The sequence below is a fragment of the Streptomyces sp. NPDC022552 genome (assembly GCF_055561875.1).
Genome location: NZ_JBVHGJ010000009.1, coordinates 183,943 through 207,401, shown reverse-complemented (window position 1 = coordinate 207,401; position 23,459 = coordinate 183,943). Strand labels below are relative to the sequence as shown.

Below are 23,459 nucleotides of genomic sequence, written 5' to 3'. Positions count from 1 at the left end.
TTCTTCTGGAGGAGATTCCGTGTCCAAGCCGCTCATCGGCGTCACGACCTATCTGGACCAGGCCCGTTGGGGCGTGTGGGACATGCCCGCGGCGCTGCTGCCCGCGCAGTACCCGCGGCTGGTGCAGGCGAGCGGTGGCCTCGCGACGATGCTCCCGCCGGACGACCCGTCCGCCGCGGCGCCGGTGGTGGCGCGGCTGGAGGGTCTGGTGGTCGCGGGCGGGGCGGATGTCGAGCCGGTACGGTACGGGGCCGAGCCCGACCCCCGTACCGGCCCGCCGGCCCGGGCCAGGGACGCGTGGGAGCTGGCCCTGATCGAGGCGGCGCTCGCCTCCGGCACGCCGGTGCTGGGCATCTGCCGGGGCATGCAGCTGCTGAACGTGGCGCTCGGCGGCACGCTGGTCCAGCACCTGGACGGCCATGTGGAGGCGACGGGCGTGATCGGCCGCCACACGGTGAAGCCGGTCCCGCTGACGCGGTACGCCTCGCTGGTGCCGGAGCTGACCTCGGTTCCGACCTACCACCACCAGGCGGTGGACCGCCTCGGCGAGGGCCTGTCCCCCTCGGCGTACGCGGAGGACGGCACGATCGAGGCGATCGAACTCCCGGCCCCGACCTGGGCCCTGGGCGTCCAGTGGCACCCGGAGATGGGCGAGGACCTGAGGGTGATGCGGGGCCTGGTAGGGGCGGCCGCGGGCTGACGGCGCATTTTCCGTTAGCCCGCGCTCAGGAGCTGCCCGGGGTCACCAGGCCGGATTCGTACGCGAGGACGACGAGCTGAGCGCGGTCTCGGGCGTGGAGCTTGGTCATGGACCGGTTGACGTGGGTCTTCGCGGTCAGTGGGCTGATCACCATGCGGTCCGCGATCTCGTCGTTGGACAGGCCCTGCGCGACCAGCACGACGGCCTCGCGTTCGCGGTTGGTCAGCTCTTCGAGACCCTCGTGGACTCCGGGGTGGAGCGGCTGGGCGACGTACCTGTCGATCAGCTTGCGGGTGATCGCGGGCGCGAGCAGGGCGTCGCCGCGTGCGGCGACCCGTACGGCGTGGAGGAAGTCCTCCGGCACGATGTCCTTGACGAGGAATCCGGCCGCGCCCGCCCGCAGGGCGTCGAGGACGTACTCGTCGAAGCCGTAGTTGGTCAGGATGACGACGTGCACCCCCGCCAGGGCCGGATCGGCGGCGATGCGCCGAGTCGCCTCGATCCCGTCGACGACCGGCATCCGGATGTCGATGAGCACGATGTCGGGCAGGTGCTCCCTGGCCAGCGCCAGACCCTCGGCGCCGTCGGCCGCCTCGGCCACCACCTCGATGTCGTCCTCGAGGTCGAGGAGCGCGCGGAATCCGCTGCGGATGAGGGGCTGGTCGTCGACCAGCAGGACACGGATCATGACGTGCGGTCCACGGGGAGTTCGGCCTGGACGGTGAAGCCGCCCCCGCCACGCGGTTCCGCCCGCAGCCGGCCACCGAGGGCGGTGACGCGCTCGCGCATCCCGAGCAGGCCGACGCCGGGCACCGGGGCGGTGTCCGGCGTGGCCTTGCCGTCGTCGTCGACACGTACCGCGAGGGCGTCCGCACGGCAGTCGATCAGGACCGATGCCGTGCCCGCGTCCGCATGACGGGCGACATTGGTGAGCGACTCCTGGACGATGCGGTAGACGGTACGACCCACCAGGGCCGGCACGTCGTCCCGCGGTCCTTCGATCGTCAGCGTCGCGTCCAGGCCGATGGCGCGGGCCCGCTCCACCAGTTCCGGAACGTGGTCGAGCCCGCGTGGCGGGGCCGTGTCGTCGTCGCGCAGCGCCTCCAGGGTCGCGCGCAGTTCCCGGTTCGCCTCACGTCCGGCCTCCTGGATCGCCAGCAGGGCCTCCGGCACGGGCTCGCCGCGCTTGCGGGCCACGTGGACGGCGACTTCGGCCTGCACCTTGATGACCGAGATCTGGTGGGTGAGCGAGTCGTGCAGCTCCCGCGCGATGTGCAGCCGCTCCTCGTCGGCGCGGTGGCGCGCGGCCTCCTCCCGAGTGCGTTCCGCTTCGTCCGCCCGCCGCTCGGCCTGCCGCAGCGCCTCTCCCGCGGCGGCTGCGGCGATCAGCCAGGCGAGCTCAAGCGCTCCTCGGGCCCGGGCGAACGCCTCGCTCGTGTCGTGCAGGCCCGCGGCCAGGGCGGCGAGAGGGAGAGCGGCCAGCACGGTCACACTCGCCGCCACCGTGACGGAGCGGTGTCCCGTGCGTACGGCGGCGTACACCGCGAACAGGTACGCGACGGCCGGCACGTCGAACCCGGCCGCCTGGTACCCCACCGCGCACAGTCCGGTGACGGCCAGGACGGCGACCGGGGCCCGGCGGCGGGCGGCCAGCGCGAGCCCGCCCGCGACCAGCAGCCCGAGGCCGAGCAGGTCGAGGTCGGTGGTGGCGGAGCGCTCCACGGACAACCCGGTGACCAATAGCGCCGCCGCCACGCCGACGGCGATCACCCAGTCCCCGACACCGGCCGGAACAGCGAACCGTCGTGTGCTCATGCGCGCACCCTAGCCGGATGCCCCCGCGGACGAGTCCCGCTCGCGGACGAGCGCCCGACTACCGCGGACGCAGTACCCACGCGCCTGCTACCGCGTCCGCGGCAGCCGACTCCGGCGCCCGCGGTAGCGCACATCGTCTGCGTCCGCCGGACGACCGGCGGCGGGTCCGGCGGACATCATCGAGCCACGTCCCGTCCTCGTCGGAGAAGGAGCACCTCATGTCCATCGCCACTGTGCTTGCGGTCCAGCCGGTCGCCGCGAGTGTGTCCACCATGAGCGCCGGCCGGATCGGATCCATCGTGGCCGGGTTGGCGGGGCTGATCGGTGTGGTCGCCGGCTGCCTGGCCCTCGCCCGCTCCACCGGCCCCACCGGCCGCGGATCCGTGCGGAACAGGGCGGTCGTGGCCGTGACCGCGGGGCTGTTGTCCATGGCTCTCGGCGGACTGGTCGTGACCACCGCCGAGGGTGGCCTCGGTACCGGAAACGGCTTGGGCGGGGGGATCGTCGCCCTCGTGGTGGGGCTGGTCGCCACGGCCCTCGGCGGACTGGCCCGGTCCCGGTCCCGCCTCAGCGTCTGACCGTCCTACGGGCTACGACGGGCGCGGCGTGCGGTCCCCGGCCCGGACTCAGGCCCGGGGGGTCGTCGGCGTCGCCCGCGTCAAGGACAGCAGGTCCCGTGCCGGGCCCGTGGGCCGGTGGCCCGTGGGCCAGACCGCGCGAAGGTCACGGCGGAGCAGGACGCCGTCCACCGGGACCTCGACCAGGCGGCGCGACGCCAGCTCCTCCGCGATCGCCAGCTCGCTCAGCACCGCCGGCCCCGCCCCGCTGACCGCCGCCGCCTTCACCGCCGTTGTGGAGGCGAGTTCGAGCAGCGGCTGCGCGAGCCCCCCGTGCGCGGAGAGCGCGGAGTCGAGGACCTGACGCGTCCCCGACCCCCGCTCGCGCAGGATCAGCGGGGTCGCGGCCAGCTCCCCCGGGTCCAGCGGCCTGCGGCGGCGGGCCCACCCATGGGACGGCGCGGCGACCACGACCAGCCGGTCGCGGGCCACCACCGCCCCGTCCAGGCCCTCGGGGACGGCGAGCCCCTCCACGAACCCCAGGTCCGCCTCGTCCGCGAGCAGCCGCTCCGCGACCGCCGCCGAGTTCCCCGCCATCAGCGACACGGCCGTGTCCGGCCGGTCGCCGCGCAGGGCGATCAGCCACCCCGGCAGCAGATACTCGGCGATCGTCATCGACGCGGCCACCCGCAGCCGCGAGTCCCGCCGCCCCCGCAGCGCCTGCGCCCCCGCGTCGAAGGCCTCCGCCGCCTCGACGATCCGCCGCGCCCAGTCCGTGACCAGCGCCCCCGCGTCCGTGAGCCGTGAGCCGCGCGGCGATCGGTCCACCAGGGCGACTCCGAGCTGCCGCTCCATCGACCGGATCCGGCTGCTCGCAGCGGGCTGGGTGATGCCCACCTCGCGGGCGGCCCGCCCCAGGCTCCCGTGGCGGGCGACGGCCAGGAGCAGTTCGAGCGCGCCCAGGTCGGGGACCCGGTGGGACAGGGGTGCGGACTGGCTGGGCTCGCTGCTCATAAAGTCAGCTTATGACGTCATAGCGCCAAGATCCCTGGTCGGTCGCGCGCGGCCGCGCGAGGGTGAGGCCATGGCAACACTCGCACCTTCCCTCCCGGCCCCCCTCGCCACCACCCCCGGCGTACGGGCGGCCGCGGTCCGTCACCTCGGCCCCAACTGGTACGCCTCGGTGATGGGCACCGCCATCGTCGCCAACGCGGGAGCGACCCTCCCCGTGCACGTTCCCGGTCTGCGCACCGCCTGCACGGCCGTCTGGGCCCTCTCCGCCGCGATGCTCCTCACCTTGCTCGCCGCCCGTGCCGCGCACTGGATCCACCACCGCGACCGCGCCAAGGAGCACCTCATGGACCCGGCCGTGGCCCCGTTCTACGGCTGTCTGTCGATGGCTCTGCTCGCGGTCGGCGCCGGCGCGCTGATCGTCGGCCGGGACTGGATCGGCCTGCCCGCGGCCGTCGCCGTCGACACGGTCCTGTTCACGGCCGGTACCGCGATCGGCCTGGCGGCCGCCGTGGCGATCCCGTACCTGATGGTGGTGCACCACAGGATCGAGGGCGCCACTCCCGTGTGGCTGCTGCCCGTGGTCGCGCCCATGGTCTCCGCCGCGGTCGGTCCGCTGCTCCTGCCCCACCTGGCCGCCGGGCAGCCCCAGCAGACCTTGCTGATCGCCTGCTACGCCATGTTCGGCATCAGTCTGCTCGCGACGCTCGTCATGCTGCCGCTGGTCTTCGGCCGGCTGGTCACCGCCGGCCCCCTGCCGCTCGCCCTCACCCCGACGCTCTTCCTGGTCCTCGGCCCGCTGGGCCAGTCGACCACCGCCGCGAACAAGTTCGCCGACGTCGCGGCGGGTGTGCTGCCCACCCCGTACGCGCACGGGTTCGCCGCCTTCGCCGTCCTCTACGGCGTCCCCGTCATGGGCTTCGCCCTGCTGTGGCTGGCACTGGCCGGGGCGATGGTGCTGCGGGCCCGCCGTCAGGGCATGGGCTTCGCGATGACCTGGTGGGCCTTCACCTTCCCGGTCGGCACCTGCGTGACAGGCGCGGAGGGACTCGCCCTGCACACGGGCCTCGCAGCCTACCGCTGGCTCGCGATCGCGCTGTACGTGTTCCTCGTCGGGGCCTGGCTGGTGGCCGGACTCCACACCCTGCGCGGGCTGTTCAGCGGTGCGCTGCTCGCAGGTCCCGGGCGAGGACCCGTGGCGCCTCGGCCAGTGACGGCCCGTACCAGGTGAGATGACGCCCGCTGACGAGTGCGGCGGCGGTCCCGGGGAACGCCTCGGGGCCGTCGTCGCGCGTGAAGCGGTACGGCTCGTCCGGCAGGACCACCAGGTCGGCGCCGGCCGCCCGGAGTTCGTCGAGGGGGATTCGCGGGTAGCGCTCGGTGTGCGTGGCGTACACATGCCGTACGCCGAGGCGGGCCAGCAGGTCCCCGGCGAAGGTGTCACGCCCGAGGACCATCCAGGGCCGGCGCCAGATCGGCACGACGGCGGTGAGCGGCGAGCCGGACGCCTCGACAGCCGCCCACGCCTCCTCCGCCTCGTCCAGCCAGCGCGGCCGGTCGGGGAGGCCGCAGGCCCGCAGGACACGGTCCAGCTCGCCGAAGGCCTGGTCGAGCGTGCGGACCTCGGTGACCAGGACCTCGATCCCGGCGGCGCGCAGGGCGGCGAGGTCCGGGGCGCGGTTCTCCTCCTCGTTGGCGATCACCAGATCGGGGCGGAGCGCGGTGACGGCCGTGACGTCGGGGTTCTTGGTGCCGCCGATCCGTACGACGTCGAGGTCCACCGGGTGGCTGCACCAGTCGGTGGCCCCGACGAGCAGACCGGGTGCGGTGGCGGCGACGGCCTCGGTCAGCGAGGGGACGAGGGAGACGACGCGCGGCGCCGGGCTCATGTGTCGTCGGCCTCGATGTGTTCGGCGACGGCGACGACGAGGAGACGGGTGCCGGGCTCGGTGGCGCGCCAGCGGTGCCGTACGCCTCCGGAGAGGTAGAGCGTGTCGCCGCGTTCGAGCCGGTACGCCCGGCCTTCGGCCTCGACCTCGGCGGCGCCGTCGGCGACGAACAGCAACTCGTCGTTGCGGTGCTGGAATTCACGGCCCGCGTCCCGCTCGCCGGTGAACTCCAGCGCGTGCAGCTGGTGCCGGCCGCGGACCAGGGACCGTACGCCCGCGGGCATCGCGTGGGGGTGCTCGTCGGCCCGTACGACGTCGACGGTGCGGGCCGCCTCCGCCGCGGCGAGCAGTTCGGCGGCCGTGGTCTCCAGGGCACCGGCGACGAGCGAGAGCGACCGCTCACTGGGGCGGGCCCGCTCGTTCTCGATCTGGCTGAGGAAGGGCACGGACAGGCCGCTGCGCGAGGCCACGACGGCCAGGGTCAGCTGGAGGGCCCTGCGGCGCCTCTTGACGGCCGCGCCCACGCGTGGGGAATCCTTGTCGTCCATGTCGGCTCCCTCCCTCGTGCCTCGGTGCCGCGTACTGGTCGGTTACCTGAACCTTACGCAGCTTTGGCGCGGGGTTTCGCGTCGTGGCGAAAAGGGGTGGCCGCCGAACACGTTCGGCGACCACCCCTGTGCGGTCGGGAGCCGGGATTCCCTCCACGGCCCTCGGGATTCCCTCGCGGATCCCCGGGATTCCCCTGCCGGCTCTACTGCGGAGCCAGCTTCTCGGCGAGGCCAGGGTTCTTCTCCAGCCAGCCGCGGACGGCCTCCTGCTCTTTGCCCTTGCCGGTCTCCTGGATGGCGGCTTCGAGATCCGTGAGCTGCTTCTCGGTCAGCTCGAAGTTCTTCAGCCAGGCGCCGACCTCGGGGTTGTCGGCGGTGAAACCCTTACGGGCGAGGGTGTGGACGCCGTCGCCCTTGCCCCAGGTGCCCTTGGGGTCCTTGAGCTTCTTCAGGTCGTACGTCGAATAGGCCCAGTGCGGCGACCAGAGCGTGACCACGACCGGTTCCTTCTTGTCGTACGCGCGCTTCAGCTCGGCGAGCATGCCGGGCGTCGAGCCGTCGACGACCTTGTACTCACCCTTGAGGCCGTACTCGTTCAGGACCTTGTCCTTGAGGATGCCCATCATTCCGGCGCTCGGCTCGATGCCGATGATCCGGCCCTTGAACTCGCCGCTCCTGCCCTTGAGGTCGTCGAGCGAGTCGACGCCCTTCATGTAGGACGGCACGGACAGCTCCAGGGATGTGGGCCCGTACCAGGAGCCGAGGTCCTCCAGCTTGTTCTGGTACTTCTCCCAGTACTGGGCGTGCGTGACCGGGAGCCAGGAGTCGGTCTCGAAGTCGATCTGACCCCCCGCCATGCCGGTGTACAGCGCGCCGGCCTCCAGTTGCTTGGCCTCGACCTCGTAGCCGCGCCGTTCGAGCAGTTCCTTCCAGAGGAAGGTGGAGGCGATGCCCTCGTCCCAGGGGATGTAGCCCATGGTGATCTTCTTGCCGTGGCCGATGTCCTTGCCGCCGGCCGTGGTGGACGCCGCACCGCCGCCGAGGAAGCCCATGCCACCGGCGACGAGCGCGAGGACGACCACGCCCACGAGCGCGGTGACCGGCTGCGGGCGGTGGCTCCAGACCTTCGCGCCGGCGCGCGCGGCGCTCGCGGCCCGCGCCTTGGCGAGCGCCCGGCGCCCGAGCGGCGAGACCTGGCGGCCCAGCGCACCCGTCATCCGGTCGAGGTACATGGCGAGGATGACGATGGAGATGCCGGCCTCGAAGCCGAGGCCGATGTCGACGTTGCCGATGGCGCGGTAGACCGCGCCGCCGAGCCCGCCGCCGCCGACCATGCCGGCGATGACGACCATGGACAGGCCCAGCATGATGACCTGGTTGATGCCGGCCATGATCGTGGGCAGGGCGAGCGGCAGCTGCACGCGCAGCAGCGTGTTGCGCGGGGTCGTACCGAACGCCTTGGCCGCCTCGACGAGTTCGCCGTCGACCTGGCGGATGCCGAGTTCGGTCATCCGGACGCCGGGCGGCAGGGCGAAGACGATGGTGGCGATGATGCCGGGGACCACGCCGACGCCGAAGAAGATGATGCCGGGGATCAGGTAGACCATGGCGGGCATGGTCTGCATGAAGTCCAGGACCGGGCGCAGCACGGCGCTGACGGTCTTGGAACGGGCCGCCCAGATGCCGAGCGGTACGGCGATCACGAGGGTGACCAGGGTGGCGACGAGCACCAGCGAGAGGGTCGACATGGCGTCGTCCCACAGCTCGATGGAGTCGACGAGCGCGAAGCCCGCGAAGGCGAGCACACCGGCGGTCAGCCCGCGCAGCCACCAGGCGACGACGGCGAGGATGCCGGCGAAGAGCAGGGGCTCGGGCGCCGAGAGGACCGCGTCGATCCCGTCGTAGAGACCGGTGACGACGGTGGTGATGGCGTCGAAGAGCCAGGAGAGCTGGGCCTGGAGCCAGTCGACGGAGCTGTCGACCCACTGGCCGAGAGGGAGCCTAGGCATGCGCGGCCACCTCCTTCTCGCCGGTGGTGCAGGCAACGGGCGGGCGCTGCTCGTCCCCGATGAAGCCGATCAGCCGGGACTGGGGCACGACTCCGAGGACGGTGCCGTCGGTGTCCTTGACGGCCACCGCGTGCGGGACGCGGGCGCTGACGGCGCACAGGTCGGCGACGAGGGTGTCGGGGCCGACGGTCTCGCAGTCGCAGCCGTCGGGCCGCGGGTGGTCGGGCTCGGTCATCACGGCGGCGGCCGTGAGGACGCGCGAGCGGTCGACGTCCTGGATGAAGGAGGCGACGTAGTCGTTGGAGGGACGGATCAGGATGTCCTCGGCGCTGCCGAGCTGGACGATCCGGCCGTCGCGCATCACCGCGATGCGGTCGCCGAGGCGCATGGCCTCGTTGAGGTCGTGGGTGATGAAGACGATCGTCTTCTTCAGCCGCTTCTGCAGTTCGAGGAGCTGGTCCTGCATGTCGCGGCGGATCAGCGGGTCGAGCGCGCTGAACGACTCGTCCATGAGGAGCAGGTCGGCGTCGGTCGCGAGCGCGCGGGCGAGGCCCACACGCTGCTGCATGCCGCCGGAGAGCTCGTCGGGCCAGGACTTCTCCCAGCCGGCGAGGCCGCACAGCTCCAGGGCCTCGGCGGCCCGGGTCTCACGCTCGGCGCGCGGGACGCCCTGGACCTCCAGGCCGTACGCGGCGTTCTCGAGGACGCTGCGGTGCGGGAAGAGGGCGAAGTGCTGGAAGACCATGCTGATCTTCGTGGACCGCACGGTGCGCAGATCGCGGGGGCTGAGCGCGGTGAGATCCGTGCCGTCGAACAGCACGCGGCCCGCGGTGGGCTCGAGCAGGCCGTTGAGCATGCGCAGGAGGGTGGACTTGCCGGATCCGGACAGACCCATCACCACGAAGATCTGCCCGGGCTCGACGGTGAAGGACGCGTCGATGACCGCGGCGGTCGTGCCGTCCGCGCGCAGCTCGTCGCGGTCCGCGCCGTTCGCGAGTTTCTTCACGGCCTCGTCGGGTCGTCTGCCGAACACCTTGAACAGGTGATCGGCCTGGAGCCTGGACACATATACCTCACGCGTTGGAACGAGAAACGGCCCGCCACCCCCGCAGCCGGGCCGTGGAGCGGGGCGGTTTCGGCCCGCGACTCCCGTGATGTACGGCGATTCGTTGTTGAATCCCGTACCGGGTCCGCTCCGGGCCCGCGCCTGCCCGGGGCTTCCCGCGGCAAACGCGAAGGTGACGGGGGTCACTCGGGCCGGGGTTTCCGGGGGGCGGGCGAAGGGATTCCCGGGGGTGCTTGTCGCATGGGGCCGCTGTCAGTGGGGTGCGGCATGATCGGGGTGTGACGCGACGCCTGATGCTCCTCGACACCGCCTCCCTGTACTTCCGCGCGTACTTCGGTGTGCCGGACTCGGTCCGGGCCCCGGACGGCACGCCCGTCAACGCCGTGCGCGGCCTCCTCGACTTCATCACCCGGCTCGTCCAGGACCACCACCCCGACGACCTCGTCGCCTGCATGGACGCCGACTGGCGCCCGCAGTGGCGGGTGGACCTGATCCCCTCGTACAAGGCGCACCGGGTGGCCGTGGTGACGGAGACGGGGCCGGACGAGGAGGAGATCCCGGACACGCTCTCCCCGCAGGTGCCGGTGATCGAGGCCGTGCTCGACGCTCTCGGCATCGCCCGGGTGGGGGTCGCGGGCTATGAGGCGGACGACGTCATCGGGACGCTGGCCGGGCAGGCGAAGGGGCCGGTGGACATCGTCACGGGCGACCGGGACCTCTTCCAGCTGGTGGACGACGAGCGCGGCGTGCGCGTGCTGTACCCGCGCAAGGGCGTCGGCGACTGCGACCTGGTCGACGGTGACCTGATCCGTACGAAGTACGGGGTGCGGGCGGACCAGTACGCCGATTTCGCGGCGCTGCGCGGCGACGCCAGCGACGGACTGCCCGGAGTGAAGGGCATCGGCGAGAAGACGGCCGCGCAGCTGATCACGGAGTACGGCGATCTGGCGGGCGTGCGTACGGCCGCCGTGGACCGCACGTCGAAGCTGACCCCGGCCAAGCGGCGCGGGATCGTGGAGGCGGCGGCGTATCTGGACGTGGCCCCGACGGTCGTCCGGGTCGCGGGGGACGTCCCGCTGCCGGAGTTCGACCCGGCCCTGCCGGCCGGGCCGCGCGACCCGGAGGCGCTGGCGGAGCTGGTGACGCGATGGGGGCTCGGCGGGGCTGTCGGGCGGCTGCTTCCCGTACTGGCGCGGTGAGCGGTTGTGGGCCCCCGGCGGCCCGGGATGCTAGCTTAGGTAAACCTAAGTTCGCTGAGTCAGGGAGACCGTCGTGGCAGAGCAGCCCGCGCGCAAGGCACCGCAGGCCCACGAGGCACGGGTGGTGCGCACGGAGCGGATCACGCCGCACATGGTGCGGGTCGTGCTGGGCGGGGAGGGTCTGGACGCCTTCACCGTGGGCGAGTACACCGACCACTACGTGAAGCTGCTCTTCGCGCCGGAGGGCGTGAGCTATCCCGAGCCGTTCGACATGGAGCGGATCCGTGCGGAGTTCCCGCGCGAGCAGTGGCCCACGACGCGGACGTACACGGTACGGAGCTGGGACGCGCTCCACCGCGAGCTGACCGTCGACTTCGTGGTCCACGGCGACGAGGGCCTGGCGGGGCCGTGGGCGGCGCGGGCCGTTGCGGGCGAGACGATCCGCTTCCTCGGGCCGGGCGGCGGTTACGCGCCGGACGCCGAGGCGGACTGGCACCTGCTGGTGGGCGACGAGAGCGCGCTGCCGGCGATCGCCGTGGCCCTGGAGCGGCTGCCGGAGGGCTCGACCGTCCACGCGTTGCTCGAGGTCAAGGACGCGTCGGAGGAGCAGAAGTTCGCGACGGCGGCGGGTGTCGAGGTGACCTGGCTGCACCGGGGCGACCGCGCGACGGGCGAGGCGCTCCTGGAGGCGGTCCGCGCGCTGGAGTTCCCGGCGGGCGACGTCCACGCCTTCGTCCACGGCGAGGCGGGCTTCGTGAAGGAACTCCGCCGCCACCTGCGCCTGGACCGCCAGGTCCCGCGCGAGCGCCTGTCGATCTCGGGCTACTGGCGTCTGGGCAAGACGGACGAGGCCTGGCGCGCGATCAAGCGCGACTGGAACGACCAGGTGGAACGCGAACAGGAGAAGTAGCGCCCGGAGCCTTCGGGCCCCGGGCCTGTCGCGGCCGAACCTGCCTGCAGGGCAGCCCGTTCAGCCCCTTCCGCACATGACCCCGACCCCCCAGGGCGCCCGCACCGGCACGTGACCCGCTCCCCTCCAGGGCGCCCGCACCCGCAGGGGAGCGGGCACCCGCAGGGGAGCGGGCACCCCGGGGCCAAGGCCCCGACGTGCCCGCGCCGCACCACGCGAGCCGCGCGGTCACCCGCCCGTACCGAACACCTTCCCCGACGCGTCCACGTGTGCCAGCCTCCGCAGCGCCGCGAACATCGCGTCCCCCAGCACCGTCCCCACCACCACGCTCTCCACGAGCTCCTCCCGCTCCACGTTGCCCGCGACGTACTCCAGGTCCGCCCCGGCCACCTGCTCCGCCGCCCCGGCGTACGCGTCGAGCACCTGGGCGAACCCCCCGTGGCCGACCTCCTTGAGCGCCGCCAGGGCGACCGCGAGCGCCTCCGCCGCGGGGCTCTCCGCGGACGTGGTCCAGCCGCGCCGGGCGATCAGTTCGGCGACCGTCTTCCGGGCTGCGACGACGCCCTCCCCCGGCTCCTCCGTGTAGCGCGGCACCACCCGGTCCGCCGCCGCACCCAGCATCTTGTGCACCGGACGCTCGCGGTCCTCGATCGCCGCGAGCACCTCGCGGATCCCGGCGATCGACAGTCCGCCGACATCCAGGAGCGCGCGAATCAGGCGAAGTCGCCGCTCGTGCGCCTCGTCGTAGGAGGCCTGGTTCGGGCTCGACAACTCCCCGGCCGGCAACAGCCCTTCCCGTAGGTAGTACTTGATCGTCGGTACCGACACCCCGGTACGGCGACTCAATTCTCCGATGCGCACCCGCGTTCACCTTTCCGTCTCGCTCCGGACTTGCCGAGCGACCTCCCCATCCTAGATAGTGGCGCTATCAGATAGCGGCAAGTCTTGCTATCCATAGTCTCGACGGGGGTACCCACATGTCCTCATCCTTTCCTCGGGTCCATGAGCTCCACCGGCCCCTGGTCTGGTTCTCCGCGTCCATGGCGTTACTCGCCCTGGTCGCGTTCGGCGGCCTGTTCTTCGACGACCGGCTCCTGGTCGGCGCGCCGATCTGGGCGAAGCCGTTCAAGTTCGCGGTGTCGTTCGTCGCGTACTGCATGACGCTCGCCTGGATGCTCACCCTGCTCCCCCGCGGCCGGCGGACCGGCTGGTGGGCGGGAACGGTGGTGACCGTGACCAGCGCCATCGAGATGGTGCTGATCACGACGCAGGTGATCCGCGGCCGGCGGAGCCACTTCAACCACGAGACGGCCTTCGACTCCGCCGTCTTCCGGGTGATGGGCCTCACCATCGCCGTCCTGTGGCTGGCCGCGCTGATCATCGCGGTCCTGCTGCTGCGCGCCCGGATCCTGGACCGCGCCACCGCCTGGTCCGTACGCCTCGCGTCTCTGATCGCCCTCGCGGGGACCGCGATCGGGTTCGTGATGACGCGGCCCACGCCCGAGCAGCGCGCGGTCGGGGACGACGCGGGGATCGTCGGCGCGCACAGCGTCGGCGTCCCCGACGGCGGCCCCACGATGCCCCTCACCGGCTGGTCCACGACCGGCGGCGATCTTCGTATCGCCCACTTCTTCGGCATGCACGCCCTCCAGGTGATCCCGCTCGTGGTGCTCCTGCTCGTCACGCTCGCCGCGCGGTTCGTCCGGCTGCGCGACGAACGCGTACGTCTGCGACTGACGCTCGTGGCCTCGGGGACGTACGCGGCGCTCTTCGCCCTCGTCACCTGGCAGGCGTTCCGCGGTCAGGCGCTGCTGGACCCCGACGGCGCCACCCTCGCCGCGGCCGGCGCGATCGCGCTGCTCGGCGCGGGGTCGACCTGGGCGGCCCTGCGCACCCCGAACCGCACCGAAACCGTTCCCGCAGCCAAGGAGTTCGCCTCATGACCGAGTTCCTCTTCGAACTCAGCTTCTACCTCGCCGCGCCCGTCTGGCTGCTCATGATCTTCGCGCCACGGTGGCGCGTGACCGAGCGGCTCGCGGCCTCGCCGCTGACGGTCGTACCGATCCTGGCGGTCTACGTCGCCCTGGCTCTCCCGGTCTTCCCCGAGCTGTGGGCGGCGGTGCGCAGCCCGGACCTCGGCACCTTCCGGGAGCTCACGGCCATGGCGGACGGAGCCGGGGCGGTCTGGGCCCAGGTCATCGCCTGGGATCTGCTGGTCGGTCAGTGGATGTACCAGGAGGCCCGCACGCGGGGCATCTCGCCTCTGGTGATGGGTCCGTTGCTCGTCCTGACGATCCTGCTGTCCCCCTTCGGGCTGCTCGTGTTCCTCGGGCTGCGGGCGGCGAAGAGGCCCGCTCCTCCTGTGGCGGCCCCGCACGCCGCCCGAGTCCCGTAGGGAGGCGTCGAGCAGTACCTCCGGTCGCCGGAGACCATCGACGGCGGATGGCCTCCGGTGCCAGGATGCCGGGTATGACGATCATGACCAAGGGGGCCAACACCCCTTTGCCCAGGGGTCCGTTCCGCATCACCGTGACCCGCGAGGCCCGGCCGGGCGCCCCCCTGGTGGCCGTGACGGCGGTGCTCCTGGATGCCGGGGGCCGGGTCCGTGGTGAAGCCGACGTGGTCCGGGTGGACCGGCCCGCGCACGCCTCCGGCGCCGTACGGCACCTGGGCGGGTCGGCGGAGGGCGGGCTCCTCGTCCAGCGGCTCGAGGTGGACGAGGAGGCGGTGGAGCCCGCCGTACAGCGGGTGTTGATCGCCGTCCTCGCCTCGGGCGGGGCGTTCGGCGCTGTCGCCGGGCTGTCCGTGGAGGTGGCCGGCGGCGAGGGCCCTCCGGTGGCGCGGTACGAGGTCGCGGACGCCGGCGACGAGACCGCGATGGTGCTCGGTGAGTGCTACCTCCGCAACGGGTCCTGGCGCTTCCGCGCCGTGGGCCAGGGCTACGGCGCCGGACCGGCGGCGCTGGCCGCCGACTTCGACATTCCGGCCGAGGCCCTTCCGGCGGCGCCGGTGCCGGGCCCGGTGATGGCCGAGGTCCACAAGGAGACCACCTCGCCTCCGGGCGCGATGCCGCGCCTGCCCATGGGCAAGACCGCCCCGGATGGCGCCCCGGAGGATGCCGAGGGGGCCCGCGGTCGGTCCCTGGCCACCGGCGCGTACGAGGGGCGCGGCAAGCAGGAACTGACCGTGGTGAACCCGGAACCCGGAACGCCCGCCGTGGTGGAGTTCGAGCGGACCGGGGGGCCTGATCCGCACAGCTGGTTCTGGATCTGGCGGCTCGACGAGCACGGCGAGGTCGATCAGCTGAGCATCTTCTCGACCACCAGGGACGCGCGGGGGCAGCTGCTGGCGTTCGCCAAGGGCGAGCCCGAGATGCGGGTGAGGGTCGAGGGTTCCGGCGACTGGCGCCTCCGGGTCCGTCCGCTCGACACGGTGGAGGCCCTGGGCAGACGTGCCACCGGGCGCGGGCAGGCGGTGCTGCGCTACGCGGGCCCGCCCGCGCTGCTCCACGTCACGTGCGACGGCTCCGAGGACACCATCAGCTATGTGCACACCGTCCAGCCGGACGGCACCAGCGAGAGGGTCGGCCGGATCGGCACCCGGCTCCGGATGACCGGCCCACTCGCCGTGGGCCCCGAGGGCTGGTGTCACGTACTCGTGAAGCTCGACCACGCGGCCTCGTGGAAGCTGGAGGTCCTGCCCCTGGACGACGCCCGCAAGCTGAAGCGGAAGCTGTCCGGCCACGGCTGGGAGCTGGTGGAGATGGCGGGCTCCGCCGCGAAGGTGGAGGTCAGGCTCGACCGCGGGGCCGAGTCCGACGGCATCGTTCTGGCCACCGTGGACGCGCACCTGCGCCCGGAGCGGCAGCTGTGCCACAAGCCCGGGATCTACCTGGTCCCACCCGGTCTGATCGGTGTCCGCACCTCCGAGAAGTGGACCCTGAAGGTCCGCGGCTGACGAGCACGCCCCCGGTCCCGGCTCAGCGCTGGCGGCTCGACGCCTGGACCTCGCCTTGCCCGGTCCGGCGCAAAGGCTCTGACCAGAGGTCACGCCTGGTTCCCGAGCGAGAGGTCGTAGCCGACAGGCGGACTGACAGGTCATGTACTGGACAGCCCTTAGGCTGACCGGATGCGAACCATCGACCGGGCCGTCGGGGCCGTGCTCGGCTCCGCCGTCGGGGACGCGCTCGGCGCCCCCTTCGAGTTCGGGCTGCCGGGGGTGTACCGGGAGCGGTTTCCCGCGGGCCGGGGTGAGATGTGCGGGGGTGGCGGCTGGGACCCTGGCGAGGCCACCGACGACACGCAGATGGCCGTCCTGGTCGGGGAGTCGCTGCTCGAACGGGATGGCCTCGATCTACGGGATGTCTTCCGGCGGTTCGTGGCCTGGGCAGCGGCCGAACCCAAGGACATCGGGCTCCAGACCGAGGACGTCCTCAGGAGCGGCAACCCGTGGGACCTGGCTGCCGCCCTCCATTTCCAGGTCAATGGACGTGCGGCCGGCAACGGTTCTCTGATGCGGGCCTCGACCTCGGCCGTCTACTTCGCCGCCGCGGGACGCGAGGCCACCATGGCCGCCGCCCGCCGTATCGCCGCGCTCACCCACGGTGACGCGGCCGCCTGGGAAGGCACAGCCGTCCTCCACGAGCTCGTCCGCGTCGCGCTCCTCGGCGAGGACCCGCTCTCCGCCCTGCCCGCCGCCCTCGAAGCCGTCGCCCCGGCGCACCGGGAACGCTGGGCAACCGTCCTCGCGCCCGACTGGCACCCGGACGACGCGACCGAGTTCAACGGAGCGGTCTGGCCGTGCCTGGGCTCAGCCGTCTGGGCCCTGCGCACGACGGGCACCTTCGAGGAGGCGCTGTCGGCCGCGATCGACCTCGGCGGCGACACGGACACCGTCGCGGCGGTCACCGGCATCCTCGCGGGCGCGGTCCACGGCCCCGTCTCGATCCCGTCCCGCTGGACGGACCCCCTCCATTTCCCGCTCCCCGGCTTCGGCGACCGAGTCCTCCACGCCGAGGATCTCCGCACCCTGGCCACGGCACTCGCCACCGCCCTGCCCACGCCCCCGGTCCCGGCGCCGGGCCCCGCCTCGGCCTCCGACCCGGGCAGTGGGCCGCCCTCGGTCTGAGCCGGGATCGGGGAGGCGTCTCACGTGCCGGGGAGCAGGCGTCTCTCGCCGTCCGGCAGTTTGCTCCACCAGTGGTCGTAGCGGCGGTAGACCCGCGGCTCGCGGTCGGCGAGGAAGGACGTCAACGAGCGGGCCTCGTCGGCGAGTCCCTCCCAGGCCTCGTCGGCCAGACCGTGGAACGCGGTCGCCTCGATCCCTCCTTCCGCCGGACGCCACACGCCTGCGACATGGCCGTCGACCAGCAGCGTCGGCAGCACGTCTCCGTTCCTCCGGATGACCGCCGTCCGGTGGTCGGGCGGGATGATGCGGCTGCGGTCGGCGTAGGCCAGCAGCGTGCTGTCCCACATGGCCATCAGCCGGGGCGGAGCGGGCGTGTCCTCGTCCGGATACGGCGCGCCCGGCACGTCGAACAGCTCTTCGCCGTCCGGCCCCTCCACCCGTACCAGCTCGTCGTCCAGCGCCGTCAGCACCCTTCTGACCCTGGCCCGCTGGACCATCGCGAACTGCGCCACGTCCGCCGCGGACGCGGGCCCGAACCCTGCGAGATAGCGCAGGGCCAGCGTCCCCAGCGCGGCGTCGGACACCTCCGGCGTCGGCGGCTCCGGCGGGTCCGGGGGTGCGACGTACGAGGGCCGCTCCCCGAACGACCACGGGGGCGCGGTGGGCGCGTGCAGCAGCGGTGTGTAGTGCCGCAGCCCCCACCAGGCCCCGGACTTCGGCGCGGTCCCCACCCGTTGCTCCAGCCACGCCTCGTACTCCGCGTTCGTCCGGGGCCGGTCCGCGAACGCCAGCAGCTCCGGTACGAGCGTGTCGGCGTCCGCCGGGGTCAGACCCGACACCGTGAACCGGTCACCGAGCCTCCCGGCCCTCAGCACCGGGTGCAGGGCCGCGCGGAACCCCCGGTAGTCGTCGGCGTGGACGGCGTGCAGGGTGATCCGCATGAGGGTCGTCTTGACGACCGTCCCGTGGGCGAAGGCGTCGTCGAGCTCGGACGGGTCGAACCCGGCGATCCTGTTCCACAGGGCGAGGTACGGCGAGGCAGGCTGCTGGGCCTGTAGCGCGACCACGCTCCGCACCGCGTCCGCGGCACCGACGTTCTCGCGACGGAGCAGCAACTGCCGGGCGAGAGTGGACCGGTTGAGCCCCCGAGCGCTGATCTTCATACGGAAATCATCCCGCACCTCACGGGCGGCGTGTCCGGACCGTGGCGAGGACCTCCCGGTCGGGCTGGAGGGTCAGACTCGGCACCGGGCGTATCTCTCCGGGGTCGAGGTCGAGCCGAAACCGACGGGCGAGGACGGCGAGGATCAGGACGGCCTCGACCATCGCGAACCGCGTCCCGAGGCACACCCGGGGCCCGCCGCCGAACGGGAACCACGCGTACTCCGGTATGTCGTCTCCGGCCTCGCCCCCCACCGTGCCCCAGCGCTCCGGGCGGAACTCCTCCGGATCGCCGAACCAGCGCCCGTCCCGGTGCGTGGCCCACTGGCTGCTCCACACCCGCGTCCCGGGCGCCACCGGCATCCCGCCGAGCGTCGCGCCTTCCCGGGCGACACCGGTCAGGAGCCAGATGGTCGGGTAGAGCCGGAGCGTCTCCTTCACGACGGCCTGGGTGTACGTCAGCCGGGCGTAGTCCTCGAAGCCGGGCTCGTGGTCGCCGAGGACCCGGTCCAGCTCCTCGCCGAGGGCGTCCCGCACGCGGGGGTTGCGGGAGAGGAGGTGCCAGGCCCAGACGAGGGTGGAGCTGGTGGTCTCGTGTCCGCCGATGTAGAGCGTGACGGTCTCGTCGCGGATCTCCTGGTCGGAGAGGTGGGCGCCGGTCTCGTCCTGGGCGGCGAGGAGCCGGCTGAGCAGGTCGGGCCGCTCGGTCTCGCCGTCGCGGTGGCGGGTGACGACCCGGGCGACCTCGGCGTCGATGACCGCGGTGGCGCGCTTGATGCGGGCGCGTCCCGGTGTCGGCACCCAGTCGGGCAACAGGGCTCCGATGCCGCTGAACTCGGCACCGATCTCCTTCTGCGCGACGTCCATGGCACGGCCGATGGCTTCCGCGTCGGCGGCGGTGTCGACGCCGAAGATGGTGCGGACGGCGATCAGTTGGGTGAGGGCGGCCATCTCCTTCTTGATGTCGATGTGCTGTCCGTCGCTCCACCGGTCGGCCAGGGCGATGGCACACTCGGCCATCGTGGCGGCGTAGGAACGCACCTGCTTGGGCCGGACGGAGGGCTGGACGAGGGAGCGCTTGCGGCGCCAGTCGGCGCCCTTGGCGACGACGACTCCGTTCCCGAGCAGCGTACGGAAGGCGATGCCCAGGTCGGGCTGGTCGAAGGTGCTCTCGACCTGGGTGAGGAGTTCACCGATGGTGTCGGGGTGCGCGACGAAGAGCGCCGGGCCGCGTCCGAAGCGCCAGCTGACGACGTCACCGCGTTCGCGCAGCCGCTCGAAGAAGGCGAGCGGGTCCTTGCCGAACTCCGGAAGGTTTCCGAGCAGTGGTACGCCCCGTGGCCCCGGCACGATCGTGTGTCCGTCGGCCGTCTCCTCGACGGCGGCCGAACCGGCTTGCGTGGTCACGTGCGTCCCCTCCCAGCGGTGTTCCCCGGTGTCTGAGTCCATGGAATCGGAGAGGTCTGACACTCCGCCACCCCTGTGGACAACGCCGCTGTGGACAACCCGGCCCCTCCCGGACGAATACCGCGCCGCCCGGGAAGCCCGCGGCACGAAGGACGCGGCGCCCGCGACACGAAGGAGGAGACGCCTGCGGCACCGCGGGAGAAATCCGTGAACGCCAAGGGCCCGTGGCGTCAACCACGGGCCCCCACAGGCGAGTTCAGAAGCGTGTCAGCTCACCGAGCTGTACGCCACGACTCCCCTCAGCAGCGACTCCACCGCCTTGCGCGCGTTCTTGGCGACGGTGCTGTTCTCCTTCGGCGCCGCGGCGGCGATCTGCCCCAGGACGTCGATGACCTGCTTGCACCAGCGCACGAAGTCGCCGGCGGGCATCTCCGCCTCCCGCAGGACCTCGTCGAGCCCCTTGTCGGAGGCCCACTGGTAGGCGGCCCAGGCGAAGCCGAGGTCGGGTTCGCGCTGTCCGACCCCCTCCGCCTGGTTGATCTTGAACTCTTCCTCCAGGGCGTCGAGCCGCCCCCAGATCCGCACCATCTCGCCGAGCGCGGCCTTGGCCTTGCCCGCGGGGAGCTTCGGCGCCACGGCGTCGTCGGACTGACGCGCCTCGTACACCAACGCCGAGACACACGCCGCCAGTTCGGGCGGGGTCAGGCCCTCCCACACACCGTCGCGCAGGCACTCGCTGGCCAGCAGGTCGAGCTCGCCGTAGAGCCGGGCGAGCCGCTTGCCGTTGGCGGTGACCTCGTCGCCGCGCAGATAGTCGAGCTCGGTGAGGAGCGCGACGATCCGGTCGAAGGTGCGGGCGATGGTGTTCGTCCGGCCTTCGATCCGCCGCTCCAGCTGCCGGGTGTCCCGCTGCAGCCGGTGGTAGCGCTCGGCCCAACGGGCGTGGTCCTCGCGCTCGTCGCAGCCGTGGCAGGGATGCGCGCGCAGCTCCGTACGGAGCCGGTTGATCTCGCGGTCGTCGGCGGCCGCCGCACGCTGCCTGTGGTGCCGCTCGGGGTTGAGGTGCCCCGCCTTGGTGCGCAGGGCGGAGGCGAGGTCCCGCCGGGACTGCGGGGAGCGCGGGTTGAAGGACTTGGGGATCCTCATCCGCTCCATGGCCTCGACCGGGACCGGGAAGTCGATCGAGGCGAGCCGCTTGACCTGCCGTTCGGCCGTGAGCACGAGCGGGCGGGGCCCGTCGTGGGACTCGAAGCCGCGGTGCCCGTTGGTCCGCCCGGCCGGGATCCCCGGGTCGAGGACGAGGGCGAGTCCGGCGAACTTGCCCGTGGGCACGTGGATGACGTCGCCCGGCTTCAGCTTCTCCAGCGAGGCGGCGGCCGCCGCGCGACGCTGGGCGACGCCCTGCTTGGCCAGTTCGGTCTCGCGGTCCTTGAGGTCACGGCGCAGCCGCGCGTACTCCTCGAAGTCTCCGAGGTGGCAGGTCATGCCCTCCCGGTAGCCCTCCAGGCCCTCTTCGTTCTTCTGGACCTGACGGGAGATGCCTACGACGGACCGGTCCGCCTGGAACTGCGCGAACGAGGTCTCAAGCAGCTCGCGCGAGCGGTGGGCGCCGAACTGGTCGACCAGGTTGACGGCCATGTTGTACGACGGCTTGAAGCTGGAGCGCAGCGGGTACGTGCGCGTGCCCGCGAGTCCGGCGAGGTGGCCGGGGTCGAGACCGCGCTGCCAGAGGACGACGGCGTGGCCCTCGACGTCGATGCCGCGCCGACCGGCGCGTCCGGTGAGCTGGGTGTACTCGCCGGGGGTGATGTCGGCGTGCTGTTCGCCGTTCCACTTGACGAGCTTCTCCAGGACCACGGACCGGGCGGGCATGTTGATGCCCAGCGCGAGGGTCTCGGTCGCGAAGACCGCCTTGACGAGGCCGCGGACGAAGAGCTCCTCCACGACCTCCTTGAAGGTGGGCAGCATGCCGGCGTGGTGGGCGGCGATGCCGCGCTCCAGGCCTTCCAGCCATTCGTAGTACCCGAGGACGTGGAGGTCCTCGGACGGGATGGCGGCCGTGCGCTCCTCGACGATCTCGCGGACGCGCTGCCGCGCCTCGTCGTTGTTGAGCCGCAGTCCGGCGTACAGGCACTGCTGGACGGCGGCCTCACAGCCGGCCCGGCTGAAGATGAAGGTGATGGCGGGCAGGAGCCCTTCGGCGTCGAGGCGATCGATGACCTCGGGCCGTCCGGGCGTCCAGATGCGGGAGCGCTGACGGCGCTCCCGTTCCCGGTCGGCCTCGCGGACCATCTTGCCGCGGCGCCGCTCGCGCGGGTTGTACGTACGGGAGTTCTCGGTGCGGGCCAGCCGCAGCAGGTCGGGGTTGACCTCGCGGCGGGCCGCTCCACGGCCGCCGTGGTCGGTCTCCTCCTCGAACAGGTCGTACATCCGGCGGCCGGCCAGGACGTGCTGCCAGAGCGGCACGGGGCGGCTCTCGGAGACGATGACCTCGGTGTCGCCCCGGACGGTGTCGAGCCAGTCGCCGAACTCCTCGGCGTTGGAGACGGTCGCGGAGAGTGAGACAAGCGTCACCGATTCGGGAAGGTGGATGATCACTTCCTCCCAGACGGCGCCGCGGAAGCGGTCCGAGAGGTAGTGCACCTCGTCCATGACCACGTAGCCGAGGCCGCTGAGCGCCTGGGACCCCGCGTACAGCATGTTGCGGAGGACCTCGGTGGTCATGACGATGATCGGGGCGTCCCCGTTGACGCTGTTGTCGCCGGTGAGGAGGCCGACCTTGCCGGGTCCGTACCGCTTCACGAGGTCGGCGTACTTCTGGTTCGACAGCGCCTTGATCGGTGTCGTGTAGAAGCACTTGCGCCCTTGGAGCAGGGCGAGGTGGACGGCGAACTCGCCGACGATGGTCTTGCCCGAGCCCGTGGGCGCGGCGACGAGCACGCCTTTGCCCGCTTCGAGGGCCTGGCAGGCCTCGATCTGGAAGGGGTCCAGACCGAATTCGTACATCTCGCGGAAGGGGGCCAGCGCCGTGGCCTGCTCGGCATTGCGGGCCCGGGCAGCTGCGTACGCTTCGGCTGGTGTGAGGTCCTCTGTCATCTTGCTGTCGAGCCTACCCGCCACCTCTGACAGTGACGCGATCTTTAATGAGGGTCCGCGGACCCGGCCGGTGGCGCCAGGACCCGCAGCGCTCCGGGCACGCATGTGGCGGTCAGCGGGAGCGGTCCGAGCGGCTCGCCGTCGGCGTAGCCGGTGATTCCCGGCGCGTCCAGGGTGAGGGAGCGGACGCGGTGGACGGTGACGACGGGGTGGTCGAGGTGGGTGCCCCGGTAGACCCGCGGGAAGACCTTGATCAGTGTCGTACGGCTGCAGTCGCCGACGACGGTGACGTCGAAGAGGCCGTCGTCCATGCGCGCCCCGGCGCAGATCCGCATTCCGCCGCCGTACGACGTGCCGTTGCCGACGGCCACGAGCGTGGCATCGACCTCCCGCTCGGTGCCGTCGTCGAAGGTGAGGCGGTACGGGACGGGCCGGAAGGCCGCGAGTTCGGCGATCATCGCGAGGTCGTACCGGAAACGGCCGACGGGCAGCCGCATGCGGTTGCCGCGGTCGTTGACCCGGGAGTCGAAGCCGGAGGCGAGGACGGTGCCGAACCAGCGGTCGCCGACCCTGCCGAGGTCGATGTCGCGCCCGCCGCCGCCCGTGAGCAGCTCGGCGGCGAGCCGTCCCGCGGCCGACGGATCGCGCAGGGGCAGGCCGAGGGCGCGGGCGAAGTCGTTCCCGGTACCGACGGCCACAACCCCGAGCGGGGTGCGGGTGCCGGCCACGGCCTGCAGGGCGAGGGAGATCATGCCGTCCCCGCCGACGGCGACGAGCGCACCGGTCCCGCCCGCGACGGCCTCACGCGCGCGCCGCAGGGCGTCGTCGGCGTCGGCGCCGAGGAGGGTACGGACGGTGAATCCGGCGTCCCTGAACGCCTGAGCGGCCGGCTGCGCGGCGTGCGCTCCCCGGCCGCGTCCCGCGGTGGGATTGACGAAGAGGGTGATCTCGCGGGTCATGGGTG

21 protein-coding genes are annotated in these 23,459 nt (G+C 72.4%); 9 read left to right on the top strand and 12 right to left on the bottom strand.

Annotated elements, in window-relative coordinates; translation table 11 throughout:
* Positions 1-19: 19 nt before the first annotated feature.
* Positions 20-700 carry a gamma-glutamyl-gamma-aminobutyrate hydrolase family protein gene (locus tag ACZ3OF_RS23675; protein ID WP_361670987.1) on the top strand — a complete coding sequence of 227 codons (681 nt, stop codon included), beginning with the start codon at positions 20-22 and terminating at the stop codon, positions 698-700.
* Between the two features lie 25 nt (positions 701-725).
* On the opposite strand, the gene ACZ3OF_RS23670 is transcribed toward ACZ3OF_RS23675, so the two are convergent.
* Together ACZ3OF_RS23670 and ACZ3OF_RS23665 are read right to left on the bottom strand one after the other, a co-directional pair.
* On the bottom strand, positions 726-1,388 hold the full coding sequence (locus tag ACZ3OF_RS23670) for a response regulator transcription factor (protein ID WP_361670990.1): 663 nt from the start codon (positions 1,386-1,388) through the stop codon (positions 726-728).
* Entirely contained in the window at positions 1,385-2,515 is a 1,131-nt protein-coding gene (locus ACZ3OF_RS23665; RefSeq protein ID WP_467306606.1) for a sensor histidine kinase, read from the bottom strand. The genes ACZ3OF_RS23670 and ACZ3OF_RS23665 overlap by 4 nt, the downstream gene beginning before the upstream one ends.
* A 218-nt stretch (positions 2,516-2,733) precedes the next feature.
* On the opposite strand from ACZ3OF_RS23665, the gene ACZ3OF_RS23660 reads away from it, so the two are divergent.
* Positions 2,734-3,093 carry a DUF6223 family protein gene (locus tag ACZ3OF_RS23660; protein WP_467306605.1) on the top strand — a complete coding sequence of 120 codons (360 nt, stop codon included), beginning with the start codon at positions 2,734-2,736 and terminating at the stop codon, positions 3,091-3,093.
* A gap of 48 nt (positions 3,094-3,141) precedes the next feature.
* Here the strand turns inward: ACZ3OF_RS23660 and ACZ3OF_RS23655 are convergent, their stop codons facing one another.
* Positions 3,142-4,086 carry a LysR family transcriptional regulator gene (locus ACZ3OF_RS23655; protein WP_361670999.1) on the bottom strand — a complete coding sequence of 315 codons (945 nt, stop codon included), beginning with the start codon at positions 4,084-4,086 and terminating at the stop codon, positions 3,142-3,144.
* Positions 4,087-4,156: 70 nt separating this feature from the next.
* Between ACZ3OF_RS23655 and ACZ3OF_RS23650 the strand changes: the two genes are divergently transcribed.
* Positions 4,157-5,314 (top strand): TDT family transporter, encoded by a 1,158-nt coding sequence (locus ACZ3OF_RS23650; protein WP_467306602.1) that lies wholly within the window; start codon positions 4,157-4,159, stop codon positions 5,312-5,314.
* On the opposite strand, the gene ACZ3OF_RS23645 is transcribed toward ACZ3OF_RS23650, so the two are convergent.
* The 4 genes from ACZ3OF_RS23645 to ACZ3OF_RS23630 form a co-directional block, all read right to left on the bottom strand.
* Complete coding sequence (locus tag ACZ3OF_RS23645) at positions 5,241-5,972, bottom strand: helical backbone metal receptor (RefSeq protein ID WP_467306600.1); 732 nt, start codon at positions 5,970-5,972, stop codon at positions 5,241-5,243. The two genes, ACZ3OF_RS23650 and ACZ3OF_RS23645, sit on opposite strands and share 74 nt — an antisense overlap.
* A complete protein-coding gene (locus tag ACZ3OF_RS23640) occupies positions 5,969-6,520 on the bottom strand; it encodes a helix-turn-helix domain-containing protein (protein WP_361671008.1) in 552 nt (183 codons plus the stop codon). The genes ACZ3OF_RS23645 and ACZ3OF_RS23640 overlap by 4 nt, the downstream gene beginning before the upstream one ends.
* Before the next feature lie 203 nt (positions 6,521-6,723).
* Positions 6,724-8,529 (bottom strand): ABC transporter permease/substrate binding protein, encoded by a 1,806-nt coding sequence (locus tag ACZ3OF_RS23635; RefSeq protein WP_467306598.1) that lies wholly within the window; start codon positions 8,527-8,529, stop codon positions 6,724-6,726.
* Positions 8,522-9,595, bottom strand: a complete 1,074-nt coding sequence (locus ACZ3OF_RS23630; RefSeq protein WP_361671013.1) for a quaternary amine ABC transporter ATP-binding protein — start codon at positions 9,593-9,595, stop codon at positions 8,522-8,524. The genes ACZ3OF_RS23635 and ACZ3OF_RS23630 overlap by 8 nt, the downstream gene beginning before the upstream one ends.
* A gap of 293 nt (positions 9,596-9,888) precedes the next feature.
* Here ACZ3OF_RS23630 and ACZ3OF_RS23625 point away from each other — a divergent pair, with 293 nt between their 5' ends.
* Both ACZ3OF_RS23625 and ACZ3OF_RS23620 read left to right on the top strand, forming a co-directional pair.
* Complete coding sequence (locus tag ACZ3OF_RS23625) at positions 9,889-10,794, top strand: 5'-3' exonuclease (RefSeq protein ID WP_361671409.1); 906 nt, start codon at positions 9,889-9,891, stop codon at positions 10,792-10,794.
* Between the two features lie 73 nt (positions 10,795-10,867).
* The gene (locus ACZ3OF_RS23620; protein WP_361671015.1) at positions 10,868-11,704 is read left to right on the top strand and encodes a siderophore-interacting protein; all 837 of its coding nucleotides are present in this window, start codon (positions 10,868-10,870) and stop codon (positions 11,702-11,704) included.
* 228 nt (positions 11,705-11,932) lie between these two features.
* On the opposite strand, the gene ACZ3OF_RS23615 is transcribed toward ACZ3OF_RS23620, so the two are convergent.
* Complete coding sequence (locus ACZ3OF_RS23615) at positions 11,933-12,565, bottom strand: MerR family transcriptional regulator (protein ID WP_361671018.1); 633 nt, start codon at positions 12,563-12,565, stop codon at positions 11,933-11,935.
* 179 nt (positions 12,566-12,744) lie between these two features.
* Between ACZ3OF_RS23615 and ACZ3OF_RS23610 the strand changes: the two genes are divergently transcribed.
* The 4 genes from ACZ3OF_RS23610 to ACZ3OF_RS23595 all read left to right on the top strand — a co-directional run bounded on the left by ACZ3OF_RS23610 (position 12,745) and on the right by ACZ3OF_RS23595 (position 16,831).
* Positions 12,745-13,647 carry a hypothetical protein gene (locus ACZ3OF_RS23610; protein WP_467306721.1) on the top strand — a complete coding sequence of 301 codons (903 nt, stop codon included), beginning with the start codon at positions 12,745-12,747 and terminating at the stop codon, positions 13,645-13,647.
* On the top strand, positions 13,644-14,099 hold the full coding sequence (locus tag ACZ3OF_RS23605; protein WP_361671021.1) for an ABA4-like family protein: 456 nt from the start codon (positions 13,644-13,646) through the stop codon (positions 14,097-14,099). The genes ACZ3OF_RS23610 and ACZ3OF_RS23605 overlap by 4 nt, the downstream gene beginning before the upstream one ends.
* Positions 14,100-14,173: 74 nt before the next feature.
* On the top strand, positions 14,174-15,661 hold the full coding sequence (locus tag ACZ3OF_RS23600) for a TerD family protein (protein WP_467306595.1): 1,488 nt from the start codon (positions 14,174-14,176) through the stop codon (positions 15,659-15,661).
* Positions 15,662-15,832: 171 nt separating this feature from the next.
* On the top strand, positions 15,833-16,831 hold the full coding sequence (locus ACZ3OF_RS23595) for an ADP-ribosylglycohydrolase family protein (RefSeq protein ID WP_467306593.1): 999 nt from the start codon (positions 15,833-15,835) through the stop codon (positions 16,829-16,831).
* Positions 16,832-16,851: 20 nt separating this feature from the next.
* Here the strand turns inward: ACZ3OF_RS23595 and ACZ3OF_RS23590 are convergent, their stop codons facing one another.
* From ACZ3OF_RS23590 to ACZ3OF_RS23575, 4 genes are all read right to left on the bottom strand, one after another.
* Positions 16,852-17,994: a winged helix DNA-binding domain-containing protein gene (locus ACZ3OF_RS23590; RefSeq protein ID WP_361671027.1), complete on the bottom strand. Its 1,143-nt coding sequence runs from the start codon at positions 17,992-17,994 to the stop codon at positions 16,852-16,854.
* Between the two features lie 19 nt (positions 17,995-18,013).
* Entirely contained in the window at positions 18,014-19,399 is a 1,386-nt protein-coding gene (locus ACZ3OF_RS23585) for a cytochrome P450 (RefSeq protein WP_361671029.1), read from the bottom strand.
* Positions 19,400-19,666: 267 nt separating this feature from the next.
* Entirely contained in the window at positions 19,667-22,495 is a 2,829-nt protein-coding gene (locus tag ACZ3OF_RS23580) for a DEAD/DEAH box helicase (RefSeq protein WP_361438986.1), read from the bottom strand.
* A 44-nt stretch (positions 22,496-22,539) separates the two neighbouring features.
* Positions 22,540-23,454: a diacylglycerol kinase gene (locus ACZ3OF_RS23575; protein WP_467306590.1), complete on the bottom strand. Its 915-nt coding sequence runs from the start codon at positions 23,452-23,454 to the stop codon at positions 22,540-22,542.
* Between the last annotated feature and the right edge of the window lie 5 nt (positions 23,455-23,459).

What these genes read in the sequence shown, in the direction of transcription:
- ACZ3OF_RS23645 (WP_467306600.1), bottom strand. Translation starts at nt 5,972, where the DNA reads ATGAGCCCGGCGCCGCGCGTCGTCTCCCTCGTCCCCTCGCTGACCGAG.
- ACZ3OF_RS23595 (WP_467306593.1), top strand. Translation starts at nt 15,833, where the DNA reads ATGCGAACCATCGACCGGGCCGTCGGGGCCGTGCTCGGCTCCGCCGTC.
- ACZ3OF_RS23635 (WP_467306598.1), bottom strand. Translation starts at nt 8,529, where the DNA reads ATGCCTAGGCTCCCTCTCGGCCAGTGGGTCGACAGCTCCGTCGACTGG.
- ACZ3OF_RS23655 (WP_361670999.1), bottom strand. Translation starts at nt 4,086, where the DNA reads ATGAGCAGCGAGCCCAGCCAGTCCGCACCCCTGTCCCACCGGGTCCCC.
- ACZ3OF_RS23610 (WP_467306721.1), top strand. Translation starts at nt 12,745, where the DNA reads ATGGCGTTACTCGCCCTGGTCGCGTTCGGCGGCCTGTTCTTCGACGAC.
- ACZ3OF_RS23580 (WP_361438986.1), bottom strand. Translation starts at nt 22,495, where the DNA reads ATGACAGAGGACCTCACACCAGCCGAAGCGTACGCAGCTGCCCGGGCC.
- ACZ3OF_RS23575 (WP_467306590.1), bottom strand. Translation starts at nt 23,454, where the DNA reads ATGACCCGCGAGATCACCCTCTTCGTCAATCCCACCGCGGGACGCGGC.
- ACZ3OF_RS23605 (WP_361671021.1), top strand. Translation starts at nt 13,644, where the DNA reads ATGACCGAGTTCCTCTTCGAACTCAGCTTCTACCTCGCCGCGCCCGTC.
- ACZ3OF_RS23625 (WP_361671409.1), top strand. Translation starts at nt 9,889, where the DNA reads ATGCTCCTCGACACCGCCTCCCTGTACTTCCGCGCGTACTTCGGTGTG.
- ACZ3OF_RS23650 (WP_467306602.1), top strand. Translation starts at nt 4,157, where the DNA reads ATGGCAACACTCGCACCTTCCCTCCCGGCCCCCCTCGCCACCACCCCC.
- ACZ3OF_RS23660 (WP_467306605.1), top strand. Translation starts at nt 2,734, where the DNA reads ATGTCCATCGCCACTGTGCTTGCGGTCCAGCCGGTCGCCGCGAGTGTG.
- ACZ3OF_RS23600 (WP_467306595.1), top strand. Translation starts at nt 14,174, where the DNA reads ATGACGATCATGACCAAGGGGGCCAACACCCCTTTGCCCAGGGGTCCG.
- ACZ3OF_RS23670 (WP_361670990.1), bottom strand. Translation starts at nt 1,388, where the DNA reads ATGATCCGTGTCCTGCTGGTCGACGACCAGCCCCTCATCCGCAGCGGA.
- ACZ3OF_RS23590 (WP_361671027.1), bottom strand. Translation starts at nt 17,994, where the DNA reads ATGAAGATCAGCGCTCGGGGGCTCAACCGGTCCACTCTCGCCCGGCAG.
- ACZ3OF_RS23665 (WP_467306606.1), bottom strand. Translation starts at nt 2,515, where the DNA reads ATGAGCACACGACGGTTCGCTGTTCCGGCCGGTGTCGGGGACTGGGTG.
- ACZ3OF_RS23640 (WP_361671008.1), bottom strand. Translation starts at nt 6,520, where the DNA reads ATGGACGACAAGGATTCCCCACGCGTGGGCGCGGCCGTCAAGAGGCGC.